Raw genomic sequence first — 22,608 nt, 5'->3', positions numbered from 1 at the left:
GCTACTGAGTCAAAAGGCCCAAAGTGCCACGCATGGCCGCCCATTTGTACTCCAGATTGTAGAGTATCAACGGGAAAAAATACGGCCTCATCGGAAAAAGGAGCCTTCTGGCTATGGAAACAAGGGAGTAAAATCGCCGGTAGGCCTCCATAAGAGCCTCTTCCAGCTCCCTGGGCTCCATGTTCAAAGGCTTTATTACCGCATGGCGGGCATCGTAAAGGTTCCAATCCTTGGTGAGAATACGGCCTTCTTTCTCCAGACGCTGGGCCAGAGGTGTGCCAGGGTAGGGAAGGAGGGTATAAAACATTGCCCCAGCCACCCGGTTATCTATAAGGAATCGCACCGTTTGCCTCAAGCTCTGCAAAGTATCGCCATTCATCCCAAAAATTACGCTGGCCACCACAGCTATCCCAGAATCCTGGAAATTGCGAATTATCCTCGGGTAATCCTTCACAAGGGAAAGGTTATGCCTTTTACCCACCGAGTCCAGGCTTTTGGGGCTTAGTGATTCAATTCCTATGACTACAGCTTTGCACCCGCTCTCAGCCATAGCCTGGCAGGTTTCGGGGTCAATCCCAGCGGTGATTTCTACTTGGGTTATCCAAGTTACTTTGAGCGGCTTTAAAGCCTCGCACAATTCCATTGTTCGCTTTTTGCTCACTGCGAAGTTATCGTCCACAAAGAAAATATAGCGACTACCAGTAGCCTTTACATCCCTTATCACATGCTCTACAGGGCGGAGCCGGTAGGTGTGGCCGAAGAATTTAGTAACAGAGCAGAAATAACAGTTGTGAGGGCATCCCCTGCTGGTCTGGACCGGATAAAAAGTTAAGGGGAAGCGCTTGTAAGGCAGAAGGTCATACCTTGGAATCGGAAGGTTGGATAGGTCTGCCAGGCTTTTACGCCTGTAAAAGGGGCGCAGTTCCCCCTTCTGGAAATCCCTCAGAACCTGAGGCCAGAGATCTTCAGCTTCGCCTATGACTACAGCATCGGCGTGACGAATAGCTTCTTCCGGGACCGATGAAAAATGCACTCCTCCCAATACCACTTTCTTGCCCCGGCGACGAAACTCGTCGGCTATATCATAGGCCCTGGGGGCGGTGTTAATCGTAGCCGTGATGCCGATTAGATCGGCTTCAGTGTCGAAGTAGATATCCTGCACGTTTTCTTCCACCAGCTCCACTTCCACATCTTCAGGGGTGAGGGCTGCCAGATGAGGCAAAGTGGCACTTATTAGATAAGGCCTCTTGAGTTTGTGAACTCGGCCGTTGGGTAGATAGTAAGAAGGTCTTATGAGCAAAACTTTCATGCTTTAACCCCTTTCCAGGTTCTCTGGAAAATTATATCACCAAGCAGGGGTATTTGGAAAATCCATGTTTTCCATCGCGGAATTTGTTACCGCACTTTACCAGAGGGCAGGACACAGCCTATAAACGCGGCCCCAGCATCCGAACCATTATCGCCCAGGCTATGCAGATGGCAAGCCACCTGGCTCGGCAAAAACTACCCCGCTCTCCTGGAGATGCCAGCCCCCAGGGGCAAGATGTGCCGATAAAGTTGCCTTTTAACAGCTTTGGGCTATAATGGTTTCAGGGGTTATTTCATGGGTTCATGGGACCGCAACGGATAAAAGCAGGGCCTTCAGGAGTCCATAAGCTATGCATGATGCTATAACGGATGTGAAAGGTATAAAGGTTGGCCACTACACCGATAGAGAAGGGATCACCGGCTGCACTGTTGTCCTCTGTGAAGACGGAGCAGTGGGAGGGGTGGATGTAAGAGGTGGTTCAGCCGGGACCAGAGAGATAGATCCCATGAGGCCTGGCCACGTGGTGGAAAAGGTTAACGCCGTGCTTTTGACAGGTGGAAGCGCTTTTGGCCTGGATGCAGCTGCCGGTGTGGCCCGTTATCTGGAAGAGAGGGGCAAAGGCCATCAGACCAGGGCGATGAAGGTGCCTATCGTGCCCACAGCAGTTATATACGACCTGGCTATTGGTTCCAAAAACGTAAGGCCTGACGCCGAAGCTGGTTATAAGGCGTGCCTTGCTGCTTCCGATGGCCCCGTAGAGGAGGGGTCTGTGGGTGCCGGAACGGGCGCTACAGTAGGAAAACTCCTGGGCATGGAGCATGCCACCAAGGGAGGAGTAGGGACCGCTTCCACGACTATCGGTGATGAGATAGTCGTAGGGGTGCTGGTGGTGGTTAATGCACTGGGCAATGTGGTTGATCCATCCTCTGGTAGGATTGTGGCCGGTGTGCGGGATCCTGAAGGGAAGGGGTTCCTGGATACGGTGGAGCTTATACGCTATGGGATTCCAGCATTTCCCCCTCGCTCTAACTCCACTCTGGCTGTGGTGGCTACCAATGCTGGGCTTTCCAGGGAAGGGGCTATAGTTGTCGCCCGGATGGCGCAGGCAGGCCTGGCAAGGGTTATACGCCCGGCTCATACTATTTTTGATGGCGATGTGGTCTTTGCCCTGGCGACAGGGGAGAAGGAAAGTTACTACCCCTTGAGCCCCTTCATCATCGGGACGATAGCGGCTGAGCTTTTAGCCCAGGCCATTATCCGGGCCGTGATGAAGGCTGAAAGTCTGGGCGGAGTTCCTGCAGCTAAGGAAGTAGTTCAGGCTTAAAGCCAGGAGGTTAAAATGAGGGTTCTCCGAGGTAAGAATATCGTCCTCGGAATTACAGGAGGTATAGCTGCCTACAAAGTGGTGGAATTGGCCAGCAGACTCGTAAAAGCGGGTGCTATTGTCCACGTTATAATGACCGAAGCTGCTACTAGGTTCGTAACTCCCCTTACTTTTCAGGCAATAACCCATCGCCCTGTCCTGACCGATATGTTTCTGCTTTCAGAAACCATGCCTCTTCCCCATATAGCTCTTGCCAGTCAGGCGGATGTCCTGGTTATAGCTCCCGCTACGGCCAACACCATCGCCAAGCTTGCTCACGGTCTGGCCGATAACCTGCTAACAGCTGTGGCGCTGGCCACTTCTGCGCCCATAGTTATTGCTCCAGCTATGGATGAAGGGATGTATGAGAACCCTGCCACCCGGGAGAATCTGGAAATCCTCAGGAGCCGGGGTGTTGAAATAGTGGGGCCGGCCTGGGGGAGGCTTGCTTCGGGCAAGGAAGGGTGGGGACGAATGGTAGAGGTTGAAGAGCTTTTAGGAACTATCCGGATGGTTCTGGGAAGAGGAGGTCCTTTAAAGGGTTTTCAGATTCTGGTTACCGCCGGTGGCACAAGGGAGCACATGGATCCGGTGCGTTTTCTGGGCAATCCTTCCTCAGGCAAGATGGGCTATGCTTTAGCCGAAGCAGCGCGGGATCGAGGAGCTCAGGTGACTCTTATATCAGCTCCCACTTTCCTGCCAGAACCGTTAGGAGTCCGGCTTATAAAGGTTGTCAGCGCCAGGGAGATGGAAGAGGCCGTTTTGAGGGAGGCACCTCAATTTGATTGCGTTATTATGGCGGCGGCCGTGGCTGACTATCGGCCCGAATTCTATGCTGAACATAAGCTTAAGAAAGAAGCGGCGGAAGAGCTCCTCCTGCGGCTGGTCAGGAACCCCGATATCCTTTCAGAAGTGGCTGCTGTGAGAGAAAAGTATGGCAAACCCAGGGTAGTAGTGGGCTTTGCTGCCGAAACGGAGTCCCTTCTGGAAAATGCCCGCAGGAAGCTGGAAGAGAAAAAGTTGGACCTTATAGTGGCTAACGATGTGAGTTCTCCCGACAGCGGTTTTGGCGTGGATACCAACAGAGTGGTAATACTGGACCGGGAGGGGAGAGCAGAAAGGTTGCCTCTTCTGCCCAAAACAGAGGTAGCTGAGGAAGTGTTGGACCGGGTAGAGAGATTGCTCAGGCCTGATTAAGAGCGATTTTGTTCCACCGGCCCATACACCGGTAAAGGGCACTTCTGGGGTGCGACTGGCTGGTGAAGTTCTCCTCTCATAGCCACCGTGCGCTCAGAGGCTTTTAAGGTGTATAAGTTTGCTGCTTTTCTTTGAGCTTGGTATAATGTATATACAAGTTTGGAGGAGGAGCAGGCATGGACCTCTATGTGAACCACAATTCCCCTATTCCGCTTTACTACCAGATTTACGAGCAGCTTCGTCGCGAGATCCTGAATGGGAACATAAGGCCTGGGGAGCTTTTGCCCTCAGAGACTCAAATTTGTGAGCAGTGCGGCGTATCGCGCATGACTGCCCGGATGGCTTTGGCTCAGTTGGCTAACGAAGGCCTGGTGGTGCGCCGAAAAGGTAAAGGCACTTTTGTCGCTCCTCCCAAAGTTACCTTTCAAGATAGCCCTTTTCTCAGCATCATAAGCTACACGAATCTGATGCGTTCCCTCGGTTTGAGTGCGGGAGCCCAGATTCGCAGCAAAGAGGTAATCCCCGCCCCTTCTGAAGTCAGAGAAGCTTTGCGCCTGGCGGAAGGCGAAAAAGTTATCCGCATTATCCGCCTCCGGCTGGCCAACGAGCAACCCATGGCTCTGGAAACCTCTTTCCTCCCCTATCGCCTTTTCCCCGGGCTCGTTGATATGGATCTGACAGGCCGCAGCCTGTATCAGGTTCTGGAGGAGGAATTCTCTATGGCCCCAGCTTATGCAATTGATACCATAGAGCTTTCCACCGCCGGCCCTTACGAGGCCGCTGAGCTTAAAATCCGCGTGGGCACACCGGTGGTTCTGAGCGTTCGGATTGCTTTCTCCAGCCGGGATGTCCCCCTCGTTTTCGGGCGGACTGTTCACCGTGGAGATCGTTTCAGAGCCACGCTTCGCTGCACCCGGGAACAACTCTGCAGTTTTTGAAGAAAGGTGTCCAGCATGAGCTATGGATTCTGGGGCAGAATTCTCTGGGTGGATTTGAGCGAAGGCAAAATTTGGGAGGAGGAACTGCCCGAATCCATTTATCGCCGTTTCCTGGGCGGATATGGATTGGGCGTTGCTGTGCTTTACGAACGGATGCCTCCAAATGCTGAGCCTCTGGGGTCAGGAAATATTTTGGGCTTTATCCCGGGGCTGCTCACCGGCAGCGGTGCACCTTTCAGCGGGCGCTTCATGGTGGTGGCCCGCTCGCCCTTGACGGGAGGATGGGGAGAGGCCAATTGCGGGGGAAATTTTGGCCCAGCCCTTCGGGGTGCCGGATACGATGGTTTGTTTATAACCGGAACATCTCCGCGCCCAGTTTACCTGGTCATAGACGGCAGGCGTGCGGAGCTGCGTGATGCTTCTGATTTGTGGGGTCTGGATTCAGTCCAGACTGAGGAAGCCATTCGCCGGGCTTTTGCTCAGGATGCCAGGGTAGCCTGTATAGGCCCGGCGGGGGAACTTCTTTCCCTAATTTCGGGCATTGTCAACGATGGAGGGCGCCTTGCTGCCCGGTGCGGATTGGGTGCTGTCATGGGGGCCAAGCGCCTGAAAGCTATTGCGGTTCGGGGGAAGGAGCGCCCACCCCTGGCTGATCCGGGGGCTTTCAGAGCAGCCAGCTCTTCTTACCTTCGGATTTTCCGTCGCCGTCCTTCCCGCTGGGTTTCCCTGATCCCTGCTTTTCTCTTGCGTTCACTGCCAGTTATGCGTCGTCTGCGCATCCGTGCAAGCGGGGGGCCAACCCAGTTCATCGTTGATTCGTATCGGCGCTATGGAACTACTGTTGGGCTTGCACCTCTGGTTGAACTGGGAGATACCCCGGTGCGCAACTGGCTCGGGATTGGCTTCCGGGATTTCCCTCTGTCTAAGTCCAGTAAGCTGAGCGATGAAGCGGCAATTCGCTATAACATCCGGGCTTACGGGTGCCATTCCTGTCCGGTTGCGTGTGGGGCTCTCGCCCGTTTCCCTGATGGTCAGATAGGTCACAGGCCGGAATATGAGACTCTGGCTGCTTTTGGCCCACTGCTTTTGAACGACGACTTGGAGGCAGTGATGCGGTGCACGGATATATGCAACCGCGCCGGACTGGATACCATCTCTACGGGGGTAGTCGTGGCCTTCGCTATAGAAGCACGGGAACGGGGTTGGTTGCCTCCGGAATTGGCAGAGGAGCTTCCACTCCGCTGGGGCGATGGGGAGGTCATTGTAGAGCTAGTAAAGCGGATTGCCAGGCGAGAGCCGGGTCTGGGAAACTGGCTGGCTGATGGGGTCTGGCGAGCTGCTCAGAAACTGGGGCCAGAAGCTCAAGAAGCAGCCATGCACGCTGGTGGTCAGGAATTGCCCATGCACCGGGGTATATACGAGCCGGGCGTAGCGCTGGGCTACTATGTGGATCCGGCCCCAGGGCGACACACTTCCACCCAATCCGGTATCACCGATATCAAAGCTTATGCTCCATACTTTGCGCTTAAAGGCGTGCGACTGGGAGGGCGATACGATTATTCTGCCAAAGGGCCTGCTTTTGCGGTCATCATCTCTTTTCTGAGGGCCTACGACTCCCTTGGTCTGTGTCATTTTGCCTTGCAGATGGGCAATCCGCCCGTTCTGGACTGGGTGAGAGCTGCCACGGGTTGGGACCTGGATGAAGCTGAGTTCTTGCGGATTGGGTGGCGAATCCAGGTGCTCCGTCATAGTTTCAATGCGCGGGAGGGCCTGCCAGCGCGGTTCCCTCTGCCCGGGCGTGAGCTTGGGGATCCCCCTCAGGAGGTGGGGCCTGTAGCCGGGGTCACCATAGACATTGAAGCGATGGCTTCAGGTTATTTCTCCACCCTCGGCATTGACCCCGAGACCGGAATGCCTCTCCCGGAGACTATAGCGGAGCTGGGTCTTGAGTCTTTTGCTTTAGAGAGGAGGTAGTCATGGCTTTTTCACTGGCTCAATTGATTAAGGAGCGTCAACGTGATCGGACTATCCTCCATCAGCGGTATATAAATCCTAAGCTGGTTCGCGCTTTGGAAATCATTGGCTTTAATCAAACGTGGGTGCGTGGAGAGGGGGCCTATCTCTGGAACGATCGGGGGGAGCGTTACCTGGATCTTCTTTCTGGCTACAGTGTGTATAACCTTGGTCGCAATCATCCTCTGGTTAAGCAGGCCCTTTACGAAATTCTAGATCTGGACCGGCCTAATCTGGTGAAGATGGATTGCCCGCTACTGGCTGGGCTTCTGGCCGAAGCACTCGTGCAGCGGATGCCACCGGGCCTGGATGCTGTTTTCTTTGCTAATTCCGGGGCCGAAGCAGTGGAGACAGCCATCAAGTTCGCCAGGGCCGCCACGGGGCGCCCCCGTATCCTCTATCTGGACCATGCTTTCCATGGCTTAACCCTGGGAGCTCTTTCCATCAATGGCAATGAAGCTTTCCGCAGAGGCTTTGAGCCGCTGATGCCTGGCTTTGATATGGTGCCGATGAACGATCTGGAAGCCCTTGAGAGAGAACTCCGGAAGGGTAACGTGGCTGGCTTTATCGTTGAGCCAATCCAGGGTAAGGGAGTGTATATCCCTCAGGATGACTACTTGCCGGAAGCTCAACGTCTTTGTCGGAAATACGGAACACTTTTCATTTGTGACGAAGTTCAGGTAGGAATGGGGCGCACTGGCCGTTTCCTGGCTTGCGAACATTGGTCGCTGGAACCGGACATCGTCACTCTGGGCAAATCGCTTGGCGGAGGTTATATCCCGGTCAGTGCCACCATCATGCGCCGGAGTATTCATGAAAAAATTTTCAGCGATTTGAAACGCTGTCAGGTGCATTCAACAACCTTTGGACAGAATGAGCTGGCGATGGCGGCTGGTCTTGTTACTCTTTACGTGATGGATCAAGAACGGCTGGTGGAACGGGCGGCGGTGATGGGCGAAAAGTTGCTTAAAGGGCTAAAAGGCCTCCAGGAACGTTTTGAGATGATCGCTGATGTGCGCGGCAAAGGGTTGATGATCGGTATTGAATTCTGTCCCCCGCGCTCTTTAGCTTTGCGGACCGCCTGGACAGCAATGGAGAAAGCAGAAAAGGGTTTGTTTGCCCAGTTAATAGTGATGGCATTAATGCGTGATCACCGCATATTGGTGCAGGTTGGTGGGCCAGGTGTCAATATTATCAAACTGTTACCGCCTCTCATCATCGGCGAGGATGAAATCCAAATGATCCTTTCCGCTTTTGAGGCGGTGATGGCTGAAGCCGAGCGTGTTGGTGGGCGTGTATGGAGCATGGGTGCGGAACTGATACGCCATGCAATAGCTCCATAGAACGATTGCTTAAGCACGTGCGGGTCTTGGCGGCTGAAATTGGCCCGCGCGGAACAGGTACAGAGGGTGAATCTGCTGCAGCCAGTTATGTAGCTCGGTGTCTGGCTGATATGGGGTTACCCGTGGAGCGTATGGCATTCCGGGCTGTTGCTGATCAGAATGCGTTTCCGATGGCGGTGGGCCTGGTGACTTTGGTGGCTGTTAGTATTTATCCGTTAGGCAGCCTGGCCATGCAGTGGTTGGCTGTAGTGCTGAGCCTTAGCACTCCTTTTATGTTCTGGCAGGTCATCTGCCATTCTGATAGCTTGCTCCGGCCACTATTGCCTCATGTTACCAGCCAGAACGTGATCTCACGTATCGCACCAGCAGATAGCCTTCGTCAGCGCGCTGTAATTCTGGCCCACCTGGATACTAACCGCTGCCGTCTTGCTTGGTCTTCAGCGAAGGTGCGCTTTCTTGAACCATTAACTTGGCTGACGTTCTTCATGCTGCTTTCTGTGGGCTTTTTGTACTTGCTGGGGGTGTTATTCGGCGGTGCGGTGTGGGCTTGGTGGCTTTCATTGCTACCGGCTGGATACATCATGGGCAGCATCGCTACCTTGTGGTGGGACTGGCGTGCTCCTTTCTCGCCTGGTGCTCACGACAATGCCAGCGGTGTAGCAGTAGCGCTGGAGATTGCTGCGCGCTTTGCCCTCCAGCCTCTCCGCTGGACGGAGGTCTGGCTTGTTTTTACTGGAGCTGAAGAGACTGATCATCGGGGGTTGAAAACCTTTCTCCGTCGGTACAGGCCTCTGATGCGTGAGGCTATTTTTATAGACCTGGAGGGGGTGGGGAGTGGCGAACTTGTTTATCTCACCCGTCAGGGCTTGTGCTGGCCTTATCGGCCTGACCCCGCATTGCTGGCGCTGGTGGAGCAAGTGGCGGCCGTTCGGCCTGCGCTTAAAGTTCGGCCAGCTGCGATGATCATTGAGGACGAAGTGCGCATACTGCGTAATGGAGGCTACCGAGCCATTTGCCTTGCCGGTTACGACCCAGCAACGAGCTCTTTACCTTACTGGCATCGGGCGGATGATACAGTGGATACTGTTTCCGGGAAGGTTATGGCTCAAGCGGTAGAGTTCGTCATGGAAATCCTAAACACACTGGATAGCAAGTGCGACGCCCATTTATTGGGGAAGGAGGAACCATGAAGGCCTTTGTAACTGGTGGGACAGGCTTTATCGGGGGAGCAGTCGTTCGAAAACTTATAGAATCAGGGCATCAGGTGAAAGCTCTTGTTCGCCCTGGAGCCAATACTCGTCAGCTTGATGGCCTGCCAGTAGAGAAGGTGGAAGGAAGCTTGGAAGATATAAATAGCTTGCGGCGAGGGATAGAAGGTTGCGATTGGGTTTTTCATCTGGCTGCGCTGTATTCATTCTGGGGTTATCGCTGGGAAGATTTCTACCGTGTCAATGTGGAAGGCACTCGTCTGGTCCTGGAAGTTGCCCGCGAAATGGGTGTCCAACGTATCGTGCACACCAGCTCTATAGCAGCTCTGGGAACTAACCCAGATCGCACCCCTGCAAACGAAAATACCCCCAGCACCCTGGAAGATAAAGTCACTTACTACCAGCGCTCAAAATTTCTGGGGCAGCAAGTAGCTTTGGAGCTCGCCCGAGAGGGAGTCCCAGTGGTCATTGTGAACCCCACTGCTCCGGTTGGCCCTGGTGATCACAAGCCTACTCCTACCGGGCAAATCATCGTGGATTTTTTGAACGGTCGGATGTTCGGTTATGTAGACACCGGGCTGAACATTGTGGATGTAGAAGATGTGGCAAAGGGGCATATTCTGGCAGCTGAACGGGGACGGGTAGGGGAGTGTTACATCTTGGGAGGCGAGAATATGACCTTGAAGCAGTTCTTAGACTTACTGGCCGAAGTTTCTGGCCGACCCCCGGTACGGTGGCGCATTCCCCACTGGGTTGCAATGCTCTGGGCTTATATAGATGTCGCTCTTACCAAGCTGGGCCTGCGCTCCGTTCCCACTGCCACACCGGAAAAGGTGCGCCTCTCTCGCCGCTATGAATGGTTTGATTGTAGCAAAGCTATGCGCGAATTAGGCTACACCTACGGCCCTGCTCGGGAGGCGGTGCGTAAAGCTGTTGAATGGTACAGAGCAAATGGCTATGCACCATAAGGAGGAGGAAGATGGGCGGTTACTTGCTGGGGATTGATGCGGGAACAGGTTCTGTGCGTGCCCTTCTGGTGGATGTGGAGACGGGCAAAATTTTTTCTTCCCACCGGCTGTGGCAGCATCCTCCCTCTCCTGAAGGGGGATGGGCCTGGGATTTTGAAGCCGATGAGAACTGGGCTCTCCTTGCCAGAACTGTGGCAGAGGTTATCCAGAAAGCAGATATTTCCCCGACCGATGTCCTGGGGATCGCTGTTACCTCCATGCGCCACACCCTTGTGCTCGTGCGAAACGGCCGGGTTCTGTTAGCTGTCCCTAATCTGGATGCTCGCGCCGCCGCTGAGAGCACGGATCTGGCTGCGGAAAAGGGCGAAAATTTCTATTCCCGCACCGGCCGCTGGCCTCTCCCGATTTTCCTGGCTTCCCGCCTCCAGTGGCTGGCTCGCCACCACCCCGACTGGCTCCAGGGCTCTGTGGCCCTGACGATCAGCGACTGGGTGGCCTATCGCCTCTGCGGGGAGATAGCTACTGACTTCTCAAACGCAGGAGAATCCATGCTTTTCGACCTCCACCGAAGGGAGTGGGCTGCGGACCTGCTGGAAGAACTTGGCCTGCCGCTTTCAGTGCTCCCTCCAGTTGTCCCCTCTGGAACTTTCCTCGGCAAATTGACAGCTTCAGTTGCAGGGGAGCTGGGGCTGGTTCCCGGCATCCCCGTAGCCGTGGGTGGAGCGGATACTCAGTGTGCTCTGCTGGGGATGGGAACTATTACCCCAGGCGAGATCGGAATTGTAGCAGGGACCACCGCCCCAATCCAGGGGATTATTGACCGCCCGCTCCTGGACCCTGACGGTCGCCTCTGGACCGGTTTACACGTGTTGCCGGGGCGCTGGGTGCTGGAAAGCAATGCCGGACAGCTTGGAAGGGCATTGGAATGGTTTGCACGGGTGCTGTTCCCCGATTCACCTTTCGCCCACGTGCGCCTGCTGGCCGAAGCGTCTCGGGCATCACCTGGCGCCGGTGGGTTGTGTTCCACCTTCGGGGCTCACGTTTTCAATGCCCGGGCTATGGCCTTTCCTGCAGGAAGCCTGACCCTCTGCCACTTCACGGGTGAGGGAAAATCCGTCCGCCCCCTGGTATGCCGTGCCGTTCTGGAAGGAATGGCTTTTGCCCTGCGTGCCAATCTGGAACAAATATCCAGGGTTATGGGAGCGCCTTCCTCAGTGAGTATGAGCGGCGGGATGACCCGCAGTTCCTTCTGGACCCAGCTCGTTGCCGATGTTTTAGGGGTCCCGGTATACCGTTCTGAAACTCCCGAAAGTGCTGCGCTTGGTGCAGCCATCTGTGCTGGAGCTGGTGCGGGGGTTTTCTCCAGCCTGATCGATGGCATATCCCGGCTGGTGCATACCGCTCTGGTGCGGCCGAACAAGGGGACTGCAGAATTCTATTCTTCCCTTTATTCGGAGTGGCAGAAGCTCTGCGAATTACAGTGCGAATTCCGCGATCACGCTGCTAACCGCATAGTGCAAACAATCATGGGGATGGAACCCCCGTCACGGCCCCGTCGGGCTCAATTCCGACCAAAGATACTGGTTACCGCCCAGATGGACGAGGAAAGCCTGAATCAATTGCGCCTCCTGGGAGATGTTGAATATGCTTGTTATCGCGATTCCCTTAGAGTGCTCACTGGCGATGAGCTGGTGGAAGCCCTCCAGGGCGTGCATGTTTTTATCACAGAAGTGGATGTGGTGGATCTGGATGCGTTGCAGCGTCTGCCTGAACTGCGTGTGATAGTTTCATGCCGGGGGCGAGCTGTAAACGTGGATTTGGATGCATGCACAGCCCTGGGCATACCGGTGCTCTATGCCCCTGGCCGTAATGCCCATGCCGTTGCCGATTTGACCGTGGCTTTCATGATAGCTCTCCTGCGCCGCCTAATACTGGCTGATCGTTTTCTGCGGCAGCCGGGAGGAGAAGCTGGAGACATGGCAAGGATGGGCCAGGCCCATGAACTGTTCCTGGGACGTGAACTTTGGGGTAAGACTGTTGGTCTGGTGGGTTTCGGAGCGATTGGGCGGGAAGTGGCCCGCAGGCTGGTACCTTTCGGCGTTCGCCTGCTGGTTTATGACCCATACATCGGGCCTGAGGACGCTGCCCTATACGATGCCGAGCTGGTCTCTCTGGAACGCCTCCTGGCCGAGAGCGATATTATCAGCCTGCATGCAGCAGTTACCCCTGAAACGCGCGGGATGATCGGTCGGGAGGAACTGGCTCGCATGAAGCGGGGGGCCTTTCTGATCAACACCGCCCGCGCGGCTCTGGTGGATGAAAAGGCCCTCGTTGAAGCCCTTCAGAGCGGCCACCTGGCTGGTGCTGCAGTGGATGTCTTCTCCGTAGAACCCCCGGCCTCCGATGACCCGCTGCTCCTTATGCCCAACGTCATCGCTACACCTCACATTGGTGGAAACACAGAAGAGGTAGCCATTCACCAGGGGCGCATGGTGGTGGAAGACCTGGATCGCCTACTCCGTGGGGAACGGCCACTGCACATCCTGAACCCTCAAACACTGGAAAGTTTTTCCTGGACAGGCCCTCGCAGGCCGATTGATGAAAAGCTTTTGAGGGAGCGAGCAGAGCGCCCTGGCCCAGCTGTCAGCGACCTCCAGCAGGAACAGCAAATTTTACGGGAGGAGGAATCCCTCATGAAAGAGGCAACTGGCCCTCAGGATATACGTGCCCGGATGGAGCGAATCCTCCATCGTTTCTGTGAACTGGTGAAAGAAGATCCTAAGGTAAACCACTTTGCCGCCAGGCAACGGGTCATGAGCCATTACGTTGTGACCGATCTGGGACTGGAATTCCACATCGGTTTTCGGGAAGGACGGGTTATTGCCGGGCTCGGGGCACCACCTGAGCCTGCTGAGGTGCGCATGAAGGCTTCAGCAGAAACGCTGGACGGAATCTTCAGCGGCCGGCTCAGCGGCACGAAAGCAGCGATGAGCGGCAAACTCGCCTTCAGCGGGGATGTGCGGCTGGCCATGGGGATGCAGCGCCTCCAGGGAGACCTGGTTCGGCTTTACAATCAGGCACGGGAGGAGATGGGCGGAGTAGATTTTGCTGGTGCCGCTCCGACCCCGGTGGTTCCTGCTCCGGCACCGGTGCGGGAAGACCTGCGCGAGGAAATCGTTCAGGCAGTCAGTGAACTTTACCAGCTGGGATTGATCACCGCCACCGGAGGAAACGTGAGCGTCCGGATAGAGGGGCGGGAAGAATGCTGGATAACCCCATCCCAGCTTCACAAGGGCACCTTGCGGCCCGAACACATCGTGCGGATTACATTTGAGGGTCAGGCTTTGGAGCCTGGCGCTCTGGCTCCTTCCTCGGAGTGGCCGATGCACACCGCCATTTATCGGGCGCAGCCGGAGGCCCAGGCCATTGTCCATGCCCATGCGCCTTATGCAACTATCCTGGCTCTAAGCAGGCTTCCTTTCCTGCCCGTCACCACCGAAGCCGCCTTCCTGAAGGAAGTGCCAGTGGTTCCCTTTATCATGCCAGGGACCAAAGAGCTGGCTCAGGCAGTGGTGAAAGCAATGGAACGCAGTCCAGTTTGCCTCCTCCAGAACCACGGGGTTGTGGTGGCAGCCAGCAGCCTGCGTCAGGCCTGCAACCTGGTGGAGATAGTGGAACGCGCAGCTCACCTAATCGTTAGTTGCTACATGCTGGGCCGAAAACCCGTCACATTGCCCCGGGATGTCGTCCGGACTCTGCAGAATTTGGGGAAGATGATGGCCTGATGTAAACTTATCCTGGCTGCCCTTCCCGGGCGGAAACCATATTCTGGGCGAAATGTCCATCTTAACCTCTGGGGTCGCAGAGATTTTACCATGGTGCTGAGGAACCTGTTTCGCCGCAAAGGGCGGACAATTCTCACCCTTTTCGGGATCGCCATCGGAGTGGCGGCCATCGTCGCCTTGGGGGCGGTGGCAAGTGCCTTTCGGGAGGGCCTCGCCTCCATAGTGCGTGGCTCTGAGGCCGACTTCGTCGTTACGCAGGCAGGGGCTTTCACGGCCATCATGGGCAGCATAGACCAGGCCATCGCCGATGAAGTGCGGGCTATGCCTGAGGTCGCCGCAGTGGATGGCATGGTCTTCGCCAGCGCCATTCTGGATGATGGCTCGTATCTTTTCTGCCTTGGGTTAGACCCTCAAGGGTTCGCCATCCGCCGGTTCCGCATCCTGGAGGGAGAACGGCTGGACCAAACCTCGGTGCGGCGGGGGAGACCTCTCCTGCTGGGCCGCCAGGCAGCCGAAAGGCTCCGCCGAAAGGTGGGCGATCTCCTTTACGTGGGCCAGGTTCCGTTCCGCGTTACCGGTCTTTATGAGACAGGTAGCAGCTTTGAAGACACAGCAGCTGTTATCTCTCTGGAAGATGCTCAGACTCTGACCGTTCAACCGCGCCGGGTGACCCTCCTCTACGTCAAACTCCGTGATCCTGGAGTGGCCGATTCGTTCCGCGCCCGGATGGCCCGTCAATTTCCGGACCTCTCGGTGATCCCCACAGTAGGGTTCATTGACCAGGAATACATAGTGCGCGTGATAGATGCAATGGCGATGGCGGTAGCCGGGCTGGCAATCCTCATTGGCGGAGTGGGGATGACCAACACCCTCTTTATGTCCGTCTTTGAGCGGACCACGGAGATCGGAGTCCTGCGAGCACTTGGCTGGCGACGTCGTCAAGTGGTAACGATGGTGCTGCAGGAATCGCTTGCACTTTCCTTGCTGGGAGGAATCGTGGGCATCCTCCTGGGAGTGGCAGCGGCCCTTCTGGTCCGCCGGACTGGAGGCTGGATTGGCTCCTGGGGCACTCAATTCTCACCGGATCTTTTCCTCCGGGCACTGGTCACGGTAGGAGTGCTGGGATTGGTAGGTGGAGCGTATCCGGCGTGGTGGGCCAGCCGGCTCCTGCCCGTGGAGGCACTCCGCTACGAAGGCGGAGTCAGCGGCCGTATCTCCCGCCCACTGCCTGGCGGGATGCCATTCCGCAACCTCCTCCGGCGCCGGACCCGTACCTCACTGACTGCGCTGGGCATCGCCATCGGTATCGCTGCTATGGTAGCTCTGGGCAGCATAGCCGATGGCACTTACGTGATGTTCTCCCAGATTTGGCGGGATAGTCAGGTGGACCTGATCGCCATGCAAGCCAATGTAGATGCCGATTTCAGCGCAATAGACGAGCGGGTAGGGTCACGCATCGCTGCAATGCCCGAAGTGGAGGCAGTAGCGGGAGGTATTTTTGTCGTGCTCAGCATAGAAAAGATGCCCATGTTCATCCTCTCCGGCTACCACCCGCGTAGTTTTGTTATGGGCCACTTCCGTATTGTGGAAGGTAGTCCCCTCACAGCACCGCGCCAGATACTGGTTGGGCGGCGCGCGGCGGAGCACATGGGCCTTAAGGTGGGAGACACGCTCCGCCTCCAGGAGACCACCTTTCGCGTCGTCGGCATTTACGAAACGGGCGTCGCCTATGAGGACATAGGTGCAGTTGTCAGCTTGCGGGAGGCCCAGATGCTTGCAGGCAAACCGCGACAGGTCCAGATGTACTACATCAAGCTGAAGCGACCTCAAGAGGCAGCACTGGTGCGAGACCGGTTGAAGGCTGCGTTTCCAGGGGTTGATTTCGCCCTCACCACCGAGGCCGAGCGGGTGGTTAGCGACCTGCGGATAATGCGGCAGGCGGTGAACCAGATTTCTTTCCTGGCGGTCTTCATCGGCGCTGTGGGGATGCTCAACACGATGCTGATGAGCGTGTTGGAGCGAACGCGGGAAATAGGCGTTCTGCGGGCGCTGGGCTGGCGGCCCCGTCAGGTACTGAGAGTGATTTTGCAGGAATCGCTCCTGCTGGGAATTCTGGGAGGCCTGTGGGGAACCCTGCTGGGCGTCCTTCTGGCGGTGGGAGCAACCCGGATGCCGGGGATCGCTCAGGCTTTCGCTCCAGTTTTCAGGCCGGGACTCTTCGGGCAGGCAGCGGTGGTCTCGCTGGTGGCGGGCGTGCTTGGTGGCCTTTACCCGGCCTGGCGGGCCACCCGAATGCATCCGGTGGAAGCCCTTAGGTACGAATGAACCTGAGCTCTCCTGAGGAGGCTGATAATGCGTAGGGTGCTTGTAATCGCTATGGTCCTTGCTGTTTTACCCCTTTCGGCTTGTGGTCAGGCTGCGCCAACGCCACCCCCGGAAACGGTGGAGGAAGCCCGGTCGGTCATTTCCGTCAGCGGCAAAGTAGTTCCGGCAGTGTGGGCTACCCTGAGCGCCCAAACAGGTGGAGTGGTGCTGGAAGTCCGTGTGGTGCCGGGCGACCAGGTTAAAGCTGGAGATGTGCTGATCCAGCTGGACCCCGCCGATGCTCAGCTGGCGGTGCAGCAGGCGGAGGCAGCTTTAGCCGCCGCACAGGCCCGCTTGGACGCCCTGAAAGCTGGTCCGCGTCCGGAAGAGTTGGAAGAGGCGAGAGCGGCAGTGGCAGCGGCCCAGGCTGCACTCCAGAAATTGCTCCAACCCGATCCGGTGCAGGTAGCGGTGGCACGGGCGGAACTCGCCCAGGCAGAGGTCAACCTGCGGCGGGCCCAGGAAGCCTACGACCGGGTGAAGTGGGATCCTGCCATTGGGCTCCGGCCAGAGGCGCTGCAGCTGGAGCAGGCTACCGGAGCTTACAACATCGCCAGAGCCCGGCTGGATGTGCTCCTGAACCCGCCAGCTGCTGATATAGCGGCGGCCCGGGCTCAACTGCAGCAAGCCAGAGTCCGGCTGGCACGGCTGGAAGCAGGGCCAAGGCCGGAAGAAATCGCCGTAGCCGAAGCTGAGGTAATCCGTGCCCGTGCTGCCCTGGAGGCAGCGCGGCTGACCCTGAGCCGCTGTGAAATCCGCGCGCCCTTTGCTGGAACTATTGGCCGGGTTCATGTCCGGGCTGGAGAACTGGTCGTGCCTGGCCAACCGCTGGTGACACTGGGAGACCTGAACACGCTACAGGTGGAAACTACCGATCTGGACGAAGTGGACGTAGTGCGAGCGCAAGTGGGCCAGAAAGTAACCGTTACTTTTGATGCAGTGCCGGGCCGGGTGTTTAAAGGTCGGATTATCCGCATCTACCCGATGGCGGAGCCAGGGGCTGGCGGGGTGCGCTACACCGCCATCATCGCCTTGGAAGAGATGGACCCAGCCCTGCGCTGGGGAATGACAGCGTTTGTGGACATTGAAGAATAAAGGGAGCGATGGCTGTGGAAAGAGAACCCATTGTCGTCGTGCGGGACTTGGTGAAAGTTTACAGAGAGGGTGTGGAAGTCCGGGCGCTAAATGGGCTGACGATGACCGTGGGCCGTGGGGAATTCGTCGCCATCATGGGGCCTTCCGGCTCCGGAAAATCCACGCTGCTCCACATCCTCGGTGCACTGGACAGGCCCACAAGCGGGGAAGTTTGGGTGAACGGGCAGGATCTGGCCCGGATTCGGGACCTGGACACCTTCCGGGCTCGGACGGTGGGTTTTGTCTTCCAGCTGCACAACCTTATTCCCACATTGACGGCGCGGGAAAACGTGGAAGTGCCCATGATAGGCCAGCCCATCAGCCGCCGGGAGCGCCGAAGGCGAGCGGAAGAATTGCTGGAACGGGTGGGCCTGCGCGATCGGATGAACCACCTGCCCAGCCAGATGTCGGGTGGAGAACGACAGCGGGTGGCTATAGCGCGTGCTCTGGCAAATCGCCCGGTCATCCTCCTGGCTGATGAGCCAACGGGCAACCTGGACTCTCAAAGTGGAGCTGAAATTGTCGCTCTCATGCGGGAGTTGAACCGCGACCTGGGAATGACCATCATCCTCGTCACTCACAATCCATGGGTGGCTCGCTGCGCAGACCGAATCCTGCTGCTGCGAGACGGACGCATCGTCGGGGAACGTCGTCCGGAAGAGATAATTCTGAACACCTTCTGAAAGCATAAAAGTTTGTCACCAGCTTTGAGAGCAGCCGCAATTTCTGCCGCGAGAACCGAAAAAATTTGCCTCCTTCCGCAAATTGAGTAAAATAACTTTAAACTTCTCAATGAGGAGAATTGCCATGAGCAGAGAAGTGGCCATAATAGGAGTAGGTTACGCAGGTTTCCGCCCTTTGACCCCCGAGCTCTCCTTTAAGGAACTCATGTTTGAAGCCGCCACAAAGGCCTACGAAGAAGCCGGTATAAACCCCCGCAAAGACGTCCAGAGCTTTGTGTCCGTTGCCGAAGATTTCCACGAAGGCACCAGCATATCCAACGAATATGTCCCGGACCAACTGGGAGGAGTTCTCAGGCCCGTTCAAACCGTTTGCGGCGAAGGAATCCACGGCCTTGCAGCTGCTTTTCTCCAGATAAAAACTGGACAATTTGATGTGGTAGTGGTGGAATCCCACAGCAAAGCTTCCAATATCCTCTGCTATTCCCACGTCCTGGCTTTTGCTCTGGATCCTGTATTTAACAGGCCTCTGGCCTTCCACCCCTATGCCATTGCAGGGATGGAGATGCGCCGCTACCTTGCCGAAACTGGCACAACTCACAGGCAATGCGCTATGGTAGTAGCTAAAAACCGTCGGAATGCTCTCCTTAACCCTTTAGCCTCCTATCCCGCCAAGCTTACCCCTGAGGACGTCCTCGCCTCCGAACCGGTCGCTGAACCGCTTACCTCTCTGGAAATAAGCCGCCATGCCGATGGAGCTATCGTAATGGTTCTGGCTTCTGGAGATGTGGCCCGGGCCCTCTCCGACAAGCCGGTATGGATTCGGGGCATAGGCTGGGCCAACGACACCTTCTGGCTTGAATCCCGTTCATGGGCAAGAGCCGATTACGCCACAAAAGCAGCAAAGATGGCCTACGAAATGGCTGGGATCCGCAACCCCCGGCATGAGATAGATTTTGCGGAAATTGACGACACCTTCGCCTACAAGGAACTTCAGCACATGGAAGCTTTAGGGCTCTGCGCCCCAGGAGAAGCAGGAATCCTCACGGAAGAAGGCTACACCTGCCTGGAAGGGGAATTCCCCGTAAACCCCTCCGGAGGTAACCTGGGGATGGGTCGCATGCTGGAGGCCTCAGGCCTAGTAAGAGTCATGGAAGTGGTCTTCCAGCTCCGAGGAGAAGCTGGGAAGCGCCAGGTGCCCAACGCTCAAGTGGGCCTCGCTTTCGGATGGCGTGGCATCCCCACCACCAGTGGGGCGGTTGTAATTCTCAGCATATAAAAGGGGAGGAAAAAATGCCAAGGGTAGCTATCGTTGGCGCAGGCATGACCAAATTCGTCCGTAGAGCCCAGGAAACGTCCAAAGAGCTGGCCTGGGAAGCCGCCTCCATGGCCCTGGAATCCTGTGAAATGACCCTGGACGACATTGACTGCGTGGTATTGGGCTCCGCTCCCGACGCTTTTGATGCCGTCCACATGAAAGCTGAATACCTTTCGGACGGAGCAGGAGCCTGGGGCAAACCTTACTTCCGCTGCTTTGTGGGCGGAAGCACCGGGGTCTTCGCCGTAATTCAGGGCTGGTACCACGTGGCTTCCGGTGTCTTTGATACCTGCCTTGTAGTGTGCGAAGAGAAGATGTCATCCTGCATGCCTCACCCTCAAGGAGCTTTCATCACCATCTTTGACCACACCACCGAAAGGCCTCTCGGCCCCAACCTGCTCTGGATCTTCGCCCTGGAGATGAATGCCTACATGACCCGTTATGGCCTCAGGAAAGAAGACATTGCCTATATAACCGTCAAAAACCGACGCAACGCCGTTGATCACCCCTGCGCCCTTTTGGGTGATCCCAACATAACCGTTAAGGATGTCCTTGAGTCCGAAGTATTAGCCTGGCCAGTCCAGCGTCTGGATGTAAGCCCTATTTCCGATGGGGCAGTGGCCGTTGTCCTCGCCGCTGAACATGTGGCCCGCCGGGTGACCAATAAGCCGGTGTGGATCGAAGGAGTGGGCTGGTGCCTGGATACTACTTACTGGACGAACCGCGATCTTTCTTACCCCGTTTACGTGGAAGAAGCGGCCAGGATGGCCTACAAAATGGCCGGGATAAAGGAGCCCCGGAAGGAAATCCACATAGTGGAACCTTACGACCCCTTTGACTACAAAGAACTCCATCATCTGGAAGGGCTTCTCCTGGCTGAGAAAGGGAAAGCTCCCGAAGATGCTGCCAGGGGGCGCTTTGATCGGGATAAAGAAAGCGAGCCCGACTGGCTTCCCAGCTCCCCTTCAGGTGGGCTTCTGGGTGTAGGCAATCCGATAGCTGCTGCTGGTCTCATGAAAGTGGCCGAAATTTTCTGGCAGCTCAGAGGAGAAGCTGGCAAGCGCCAAGTTCCAGGCAACCCCAAACGCGGCCTCGCCCAGGCCTGGGGCGATCTTATGCAGGTATCCACAGTGGTAATCCTGGGAATATGAAGCCAGCGATCCTAGTCCACGGGGGTGCAGCCAAAGTCCCCAGCGAAATACTGACCGCCCGGGAAGAAGGGTGTCGCAGGGCAGTTCAGGCGGGCTGGAAAATCCTTGAGAGGGGTGGATCGGCTCTGGATGCCGTTGAAGCGGCGGTGATGGTCATGGAAGAAGACCCCGTCTTCAATGCGGGAAGAGGTTCTGCCCTAACCATGGAAGGACAAATAGAAATGGATGCAGCCATAATGGATGGCTCAACCCTTAGGGCGGGGGCCGTCGGGGCCGTGAAGAACATCCTGCATCCGATACGCCTGGCCCGCCTGGTAATGGAGAAGACCCCGCACATCCTGATCGTGGGCGATGGAGCTCTCAGACTGGCCAGGCTGTATGGTCTGGAAGAATATCCTCTGGAGAGCCTCTCCACAGAAAGGCAGAGGCTTCAGTGGAAAAATGCTGGCTTTTTCCCGTATGAAGGCGATACTGTTGGTGCTGTGGCCATTGACAGAAATGGCAATGTTGCTGCGGCTACATCCACCGGGGGCCTTGCAGGGAAACTCCCTGGCCGCCTCGGAGATACTCCCCTCATAGGCTGTGGCACCTACGCCGATAATCTGGCTGGTGCTGCTTCAGCCACCGGCACCGGTGAGGCAATAATAATGGTTGTTCTGGCTAAAACAGCCTGCGACCTCATGAGGCAGGGGTTAAATCCCCGCGAGGCTGCCCGGATAGCTATCCAGATCCTTGAGGAAAGAACGGGAGGCCAGGGTGGAATTATCCTGGTGAACGGGGAGGGCCAGCTGGGCTGGGCTTTCAATACCGAACACATGCCTATCGCCTTTAAGGAGGGCGATCGGTGAAAAAGCCAACTCTGGATGATGCGTGGAAACTTACCGAAAATTTAATTTATATTGCTGTAGGCCTTTTACTGGCAGCAACAGCTGTAGCAGTCATCCTCTCAGCGGTGCAGCACTTCATCAAGGCTTTAGAAGAAGGGGCTCTATTCAAAGAGGTGCTCCACATACTGGATTCTCTGCTGGTAGTCCTTATGCTGGTGGAAATCCTTCACACGGTGGGCATATCGGTCCGCCAGCATGAACTATCCTGTGAGCCCTTTCTGATAATCGGGCTCATTGCGGCGATACGGCGCATCCTCATCATCACAGCTGAACAATCTCGCCTCATCTTAGAGGGCAACTTTGAGATGTTCCGGGCCATCCTGCTTGAGCTTGCCGTTCTGTCCTTCATGATCTTCATAATCGTGGGTTCCCTTTATTTACTGAGGCGCCGTGGGAGTTCCTCTAATCCTGAGAAAGGAGGCTGCCCATGACGATGCATATAAAAGAATTCCCGGGGACATACGTCAAAGAAGAAGACTTTGAAGAGGGCAAAGTCCTGTATACCACCTGGTATCCCAAACTGTGCTATGCCTGGGATGCAGGAGTAGCCATAGGACGTTACCTTAAAGAGCTTAAGGAGGGACGCATTGTGGGGCGGAAATGCCGGAAATGCCGCAGGGTCGTGGTGCCCCCGCGGATGTTCTGTGAGCACTGTTTCCGCCCCACCGACGAATGGGTTTACCTTAGAGACACAGGCACCGTCCTGACTTTCTCCATCTGCTACGTAACCTGGGATATGGTTCGGATAAAAGAGCCCCAGATTCCCGCTGTTATCCAGATTGATGGCGCCTCTAAGGGGATGGGAATAATGCACCTTCTTGGAGAAGTGGAGCCAGATGAAGTGAAAGTGGGGATGCGGGTCAAAGCTGTCTGGAAGCCGCCGGAGGAGCGAATCGGAGCTATAACGGACATACTTTATTTTAAACCCCTGAAAGAATAACTCAGGAGGC

General features: G+C 56.4%; 17 protein-coding genes. 16 read left to right on the top strand and 1 reads right to left on the bottom strand.

Going from position 1 to position 22,608, the window contains the following annotated elements:
- Position 1: 1 nt before the first annotated feature.
- Positions 2-1,309, bottom strand: coding sequence for a B12-binding domain-containing radical SAM protein (locus tag NZ653_00815; protein MCS7285671.1), 1,308 nt, complete (start codon positions 1,307-1,309; stop codon positions 2-4).
- Positions 1,310-1,658: 349 nt separating this feature from the next.
- On the opposite strand from NZ653_00815, the gene NZ653_00810 reads away from it, so the two are divergent.
- The 16 genes from NZ653_00810 (at position 1,659) to NZ653_00735 (ending at position 22,598) form a co-directional block, all read left to right on the top strand.
- Positions 1,659-2,633, top strand: a complete 975-nt coding sequence (locus NZ653_00810) for a P1 family peptidase (protein MCS7285670.1) — start codon at positions 1,659-1,661, stop codon at positions 2,631-2,633.
- A 15-nt stretch (positions 2,634-2,648) separates the two neighbouring features.
- Positions 2,649-3,869, top strand: a complete 1,221-nt coding sequence (gene coaBC, locus NZ653_00805; GenBank protein MCS7285669.1) for a bifunctional phosphopantothenoylcysteine decarboxylase/phosphopantothenate--cysteine ligase CoaBC — start codon at positions 2,649-2,651, stop codon at positions 3,867-3,869.
- 176 nt (positions 3,870-4,045) lie between these two features.
- Positions 4,046-4,807: a GntR family transcriptional regulator gene (locus NZ653_00800; protein ID MCS7285668.1), complete on the top strand. Its 762-nt coding sequence runs from the start codon at positions 4,046-4,048 to the stop codon at positions 4,805-4,807.
- A 15-nt stretch (positions 4,808-4,822) separates the two neighbouring features.
- Positions 4,823-6,781, top strand: a complete 1,959-nt coding sequence (locus NZ653_00795) for an aldehyde ferredoxin oxidoreductase family protein (GenBank protein ID MCS7285667.1) — start codon at positions 4,823-4,825, stop codon at positions 6,779-6,781.
- A 2-nt stretch (positions 6,782-6,783) separates the two neighbouring features.
- Positions 6,784-8,163 (top strand): aspartate aminotransferase family protein, encoded by a 1,380-nt coding sequence (locus NZ653_00790; protein MCS7285666.1) that lies wholly within the window; start codon positions 6,784-6,786, stop codon positions 8,161-8,163.
- Positions 8,118-9,353, top strand: coding sequence for a M28 family metallopeptidase (locus NZ653_00785; GenBank protein MCS7285665.1), 1,236 nt, complete (start codon positions 8,118-8,120; stop codon positions 9,351-9,353). The genes NZ653_00790 and NZ653_00785 overlap by 46 nt, the downstream gene beginning before the upstream one ends.
- The gene (locus tag NZ653_00780; protein ID MCS7285664.1) at positions 9,350-10,339 is read left to right on the top strand and encodes an NAD-dependent epimerase/dehydratase family protein; all 990 of its coding nucleotides are present in this window, start codon (positions 9,350-9,352) and stop codon (positions 10,337-10,339) included. Before NZ653_00785 ends, NZ653_00780 begins: the two co-directional genes overlap by 4 nt.
- Before the next feature lie 11 nt (positions 10,340-10,350).
- Entirely contained in the window at positions 10,351-14,124 is a 3,774-nt protein-coding gene (locus NZ653_00775) for an FGGY family carbohydrate kinase (protein MCS7285663.1), read from the top strand.
- Positions 14,125-14,214: 90 nt separating this feature from the next.
- Positions 14,215-16,449, top strand: a complete 2,235-nt coding sequence (locus NZ653_00770; GenBank protein ID MCS7285662.1) for an ABC transporter permease — start codon at positions 14,215-14,217, stop codon at positions 16,447-16,449.
- A 27-nt stretch (positions 16,450-16,476) separates the two neighbouring features.
- Complete coding sequence (locus NZ653_00765) at positions 16,477-17,583, top strand: efflux RND transporter periplasmic adaptor subunit (protein MCS7285661.1); 1,107 nt, start codon at positions 16,477-16,479, stop codon at positions 17,581-17,583.
- Positions 17,584-17,612: 29 nt separating this feature from the next.
- Positions 17,613-18,305 carry an ABC transporter ATP-binding protein gene (locus NZ653_00760; protein MCS7285660.1) on the top strand — a complete coding sequence of 231 codons (693 nt, stop codon included), beginning with the start codon at positions 17,613-17,615 and terminating at the stop codon, positions 18,303-18,305.
- 124 nt (positions 18,306-18,429) lie between these two features.
- The gene (locus NZ653_00755) at positions 18,430-19,581 is read left to right on the top strand and encodes an acetyl-CoA acetyltransferase (protein ID MCS7285659.1); all 1,152 of its coding nucleotides are present in this window, start codon (positions 18,430-18,432) and stop codon (positions 19,579-19,581) included.
- Positions 19,582-19,595: 14 nt separating this feature from the next.
- A complete protein-coding gene (locus NZ653_00750; GenBank protein ID MCS7285658.1) occupies positions 19,596-20,771 on the top strand; it encodes a thiolase domain-containing protein in 1,176 nt (391 codons plus the stop codon).
- The gene (locus NZ653_00745; GenBank protein ID MCS7285657.1) at positions 20,768-21,619 is read left to right on the top strand and encodes an isoaspartyl peptidase/L-asparaginase; all 852 of its coding nucleotides are present in this window, start codon (positions 20,768-20,770) and stop codon (positions 21,617-21,619) included. The genes NZ653_00750 and NZ653_00745 overlap by 4 nt, the downstream gene beginning before the upstream one ends.
- Positions 21,616-22,089 carry a phosphate-starvation-inducible PsiE family protein gene (locus NZ653_00740; GenBank protein MCS7285656.1) on the top strand — a complete coding sequence of 158 codons (474 nt, stop codon included), beginning with the start codon at positions 21,616-21,618 and terminating at the stop codon, positions 22,087-22,089. The genes NZ653_00745 and NZ653_00740 overlap by 4 nt, the downstream gene beginning before the upstream one ends.
- On the top strand, positions 22,086-22,598 hold the full coding sequence (locus tag NZ653_00735; GenBank protein ID MCS7285655.1) for a Zn-ribbon domain-containing OB-fold protein: 513 nt from the start codon (positions 22,086-22,088) through the stop codon (positions 22,596-22,598). Before NZ653_00740 ends, NZ653_00735 begins: the two co-directional genes overlap by 4 nt.
- Positions 22,599-22,608 lie beyond the last annotated feature (10 nt).

The organism is Anaerolineae bacterium (genome assembly GCA_025062375.1).
Classification (GTDB): Bacteria; Chloroflexota; Anaerolineae; order SpSt-600; family SpSt-600; genus SpSt-600.
This window is presented reverse-complemented; position numbering and strand designations above follow the sequence as displayed.

What these genes read in the sequence shown, in the direction of transcription:
- NZ653_00815 (MCS7285671.1), bottom strand. Translation starts at nt 1,309, where the DNA reads ATGAAAGTTTTGCTCATAAGACCTTCTTACTATCTACCCAACGGCCGA.
- NZ653_00810 (MCS7285670.1), top strand. Translation starts at nt 1,659, where the DNA reads ATGCATGATGCTATAACGGATGTGAAAGGTATAAAGGTTGGCCACTAC.
- coaBC (MCS7285669.1), top strand. Translation starts at nt 2,649, where the DNA reads ATGAGGGTTCTCCGAGGTAAGAATATCGTCCTCGGAATTACAGGAGGT.
- NZ653_00800 (MCS7285668.1), top strand. Translation starts at nt 4,046, where the DNA reads ATGGACCTCTATGTGAACCACAATTCCCCTATTCCGCTTTACTACCAG.
- NZ653_00795 (MCS7285667.1), top strand. Translation starts at nt 4,823, where the DNA reads ATGAGCTATGGATTCTGGGGCAGAATTCTCTGGGTGGATTTGAGCGAA.
- NZ653_00790 (MCS7285666.1), top strand. Translation starts at nt 6,784, where the DNA reads ATGGCTTTTTCACTGGCTCAATTGATTAAGGAGCGTCAACGTGATCGG.
- NZ653_00785 (MCS7285665.1), top strand. Translation starts at nt 8,118, where the DNA reads ATGGAGCATGGGTGCGGAACTGATACGCCATGCAATAGCTCCATAGAA.
- NZ653_00780 (MCS7285664.1), top strand. Translation starts at nt 9,350, where the DNA reads ATGAAGGCCTTTGTAACTGGTGGGACAGGCTTTATCGGGGGAGCAGTC.
- NZ653_00775 (MCS7285663.1), top strand. Translation starts at nt 10,351, where the DNA reads ATGGGCGGTTACTTGCTGGGGATTGATGCGGGAACAGGTTCTGTGCGT.
- NZ653_00770 (MCS7285662.1), top strand. Translation starts at nt 14,215, where the DNA reads ATGGTGCTGAGGAACCTGTTTCGCCGCAAAGGGCGGACAATTCTCACC.
- NZ653_00765 (MCS7285661.1), top strand. Translation starts at nt 16,477, where the DNA reads ATGCGTAGGGTGCTTGTAATCGCTATGGTCCTTGCTGTTTTACCCCTT.
- NZ653_00755 (MCS7285659.1), top strand. Translation starts at nt 18,430, where the DNA reads ATGAGCAGAGAAGTGGCCATAATAGGAGTAGGTTACGCAGGTTTCCGC.
- NZ653_00750 (MCS7285658.1), top strand. Translation starts at nt 19,596, where the DNA reads ATGCCAAGGGTAGCTATCGTTGGCGCAGGCATGACCAAATTCGTCCGT.
- NZ653_00745 (MCS7285657.1), top strand. Translation starts at nt 20,768, where the DNA reads ATGAAGCCAGCGATCCTAGTCCACGGGGGTGCAGCCAAAGTCCCCAGC.
- NZ653_00735 (MCS7285655.1), top strand. Translation starts at nt 22,086, where the DNA reads ATGACGATGCATATAAAAGAATTCCCGGGGACATACGTCAAAGAAGAA.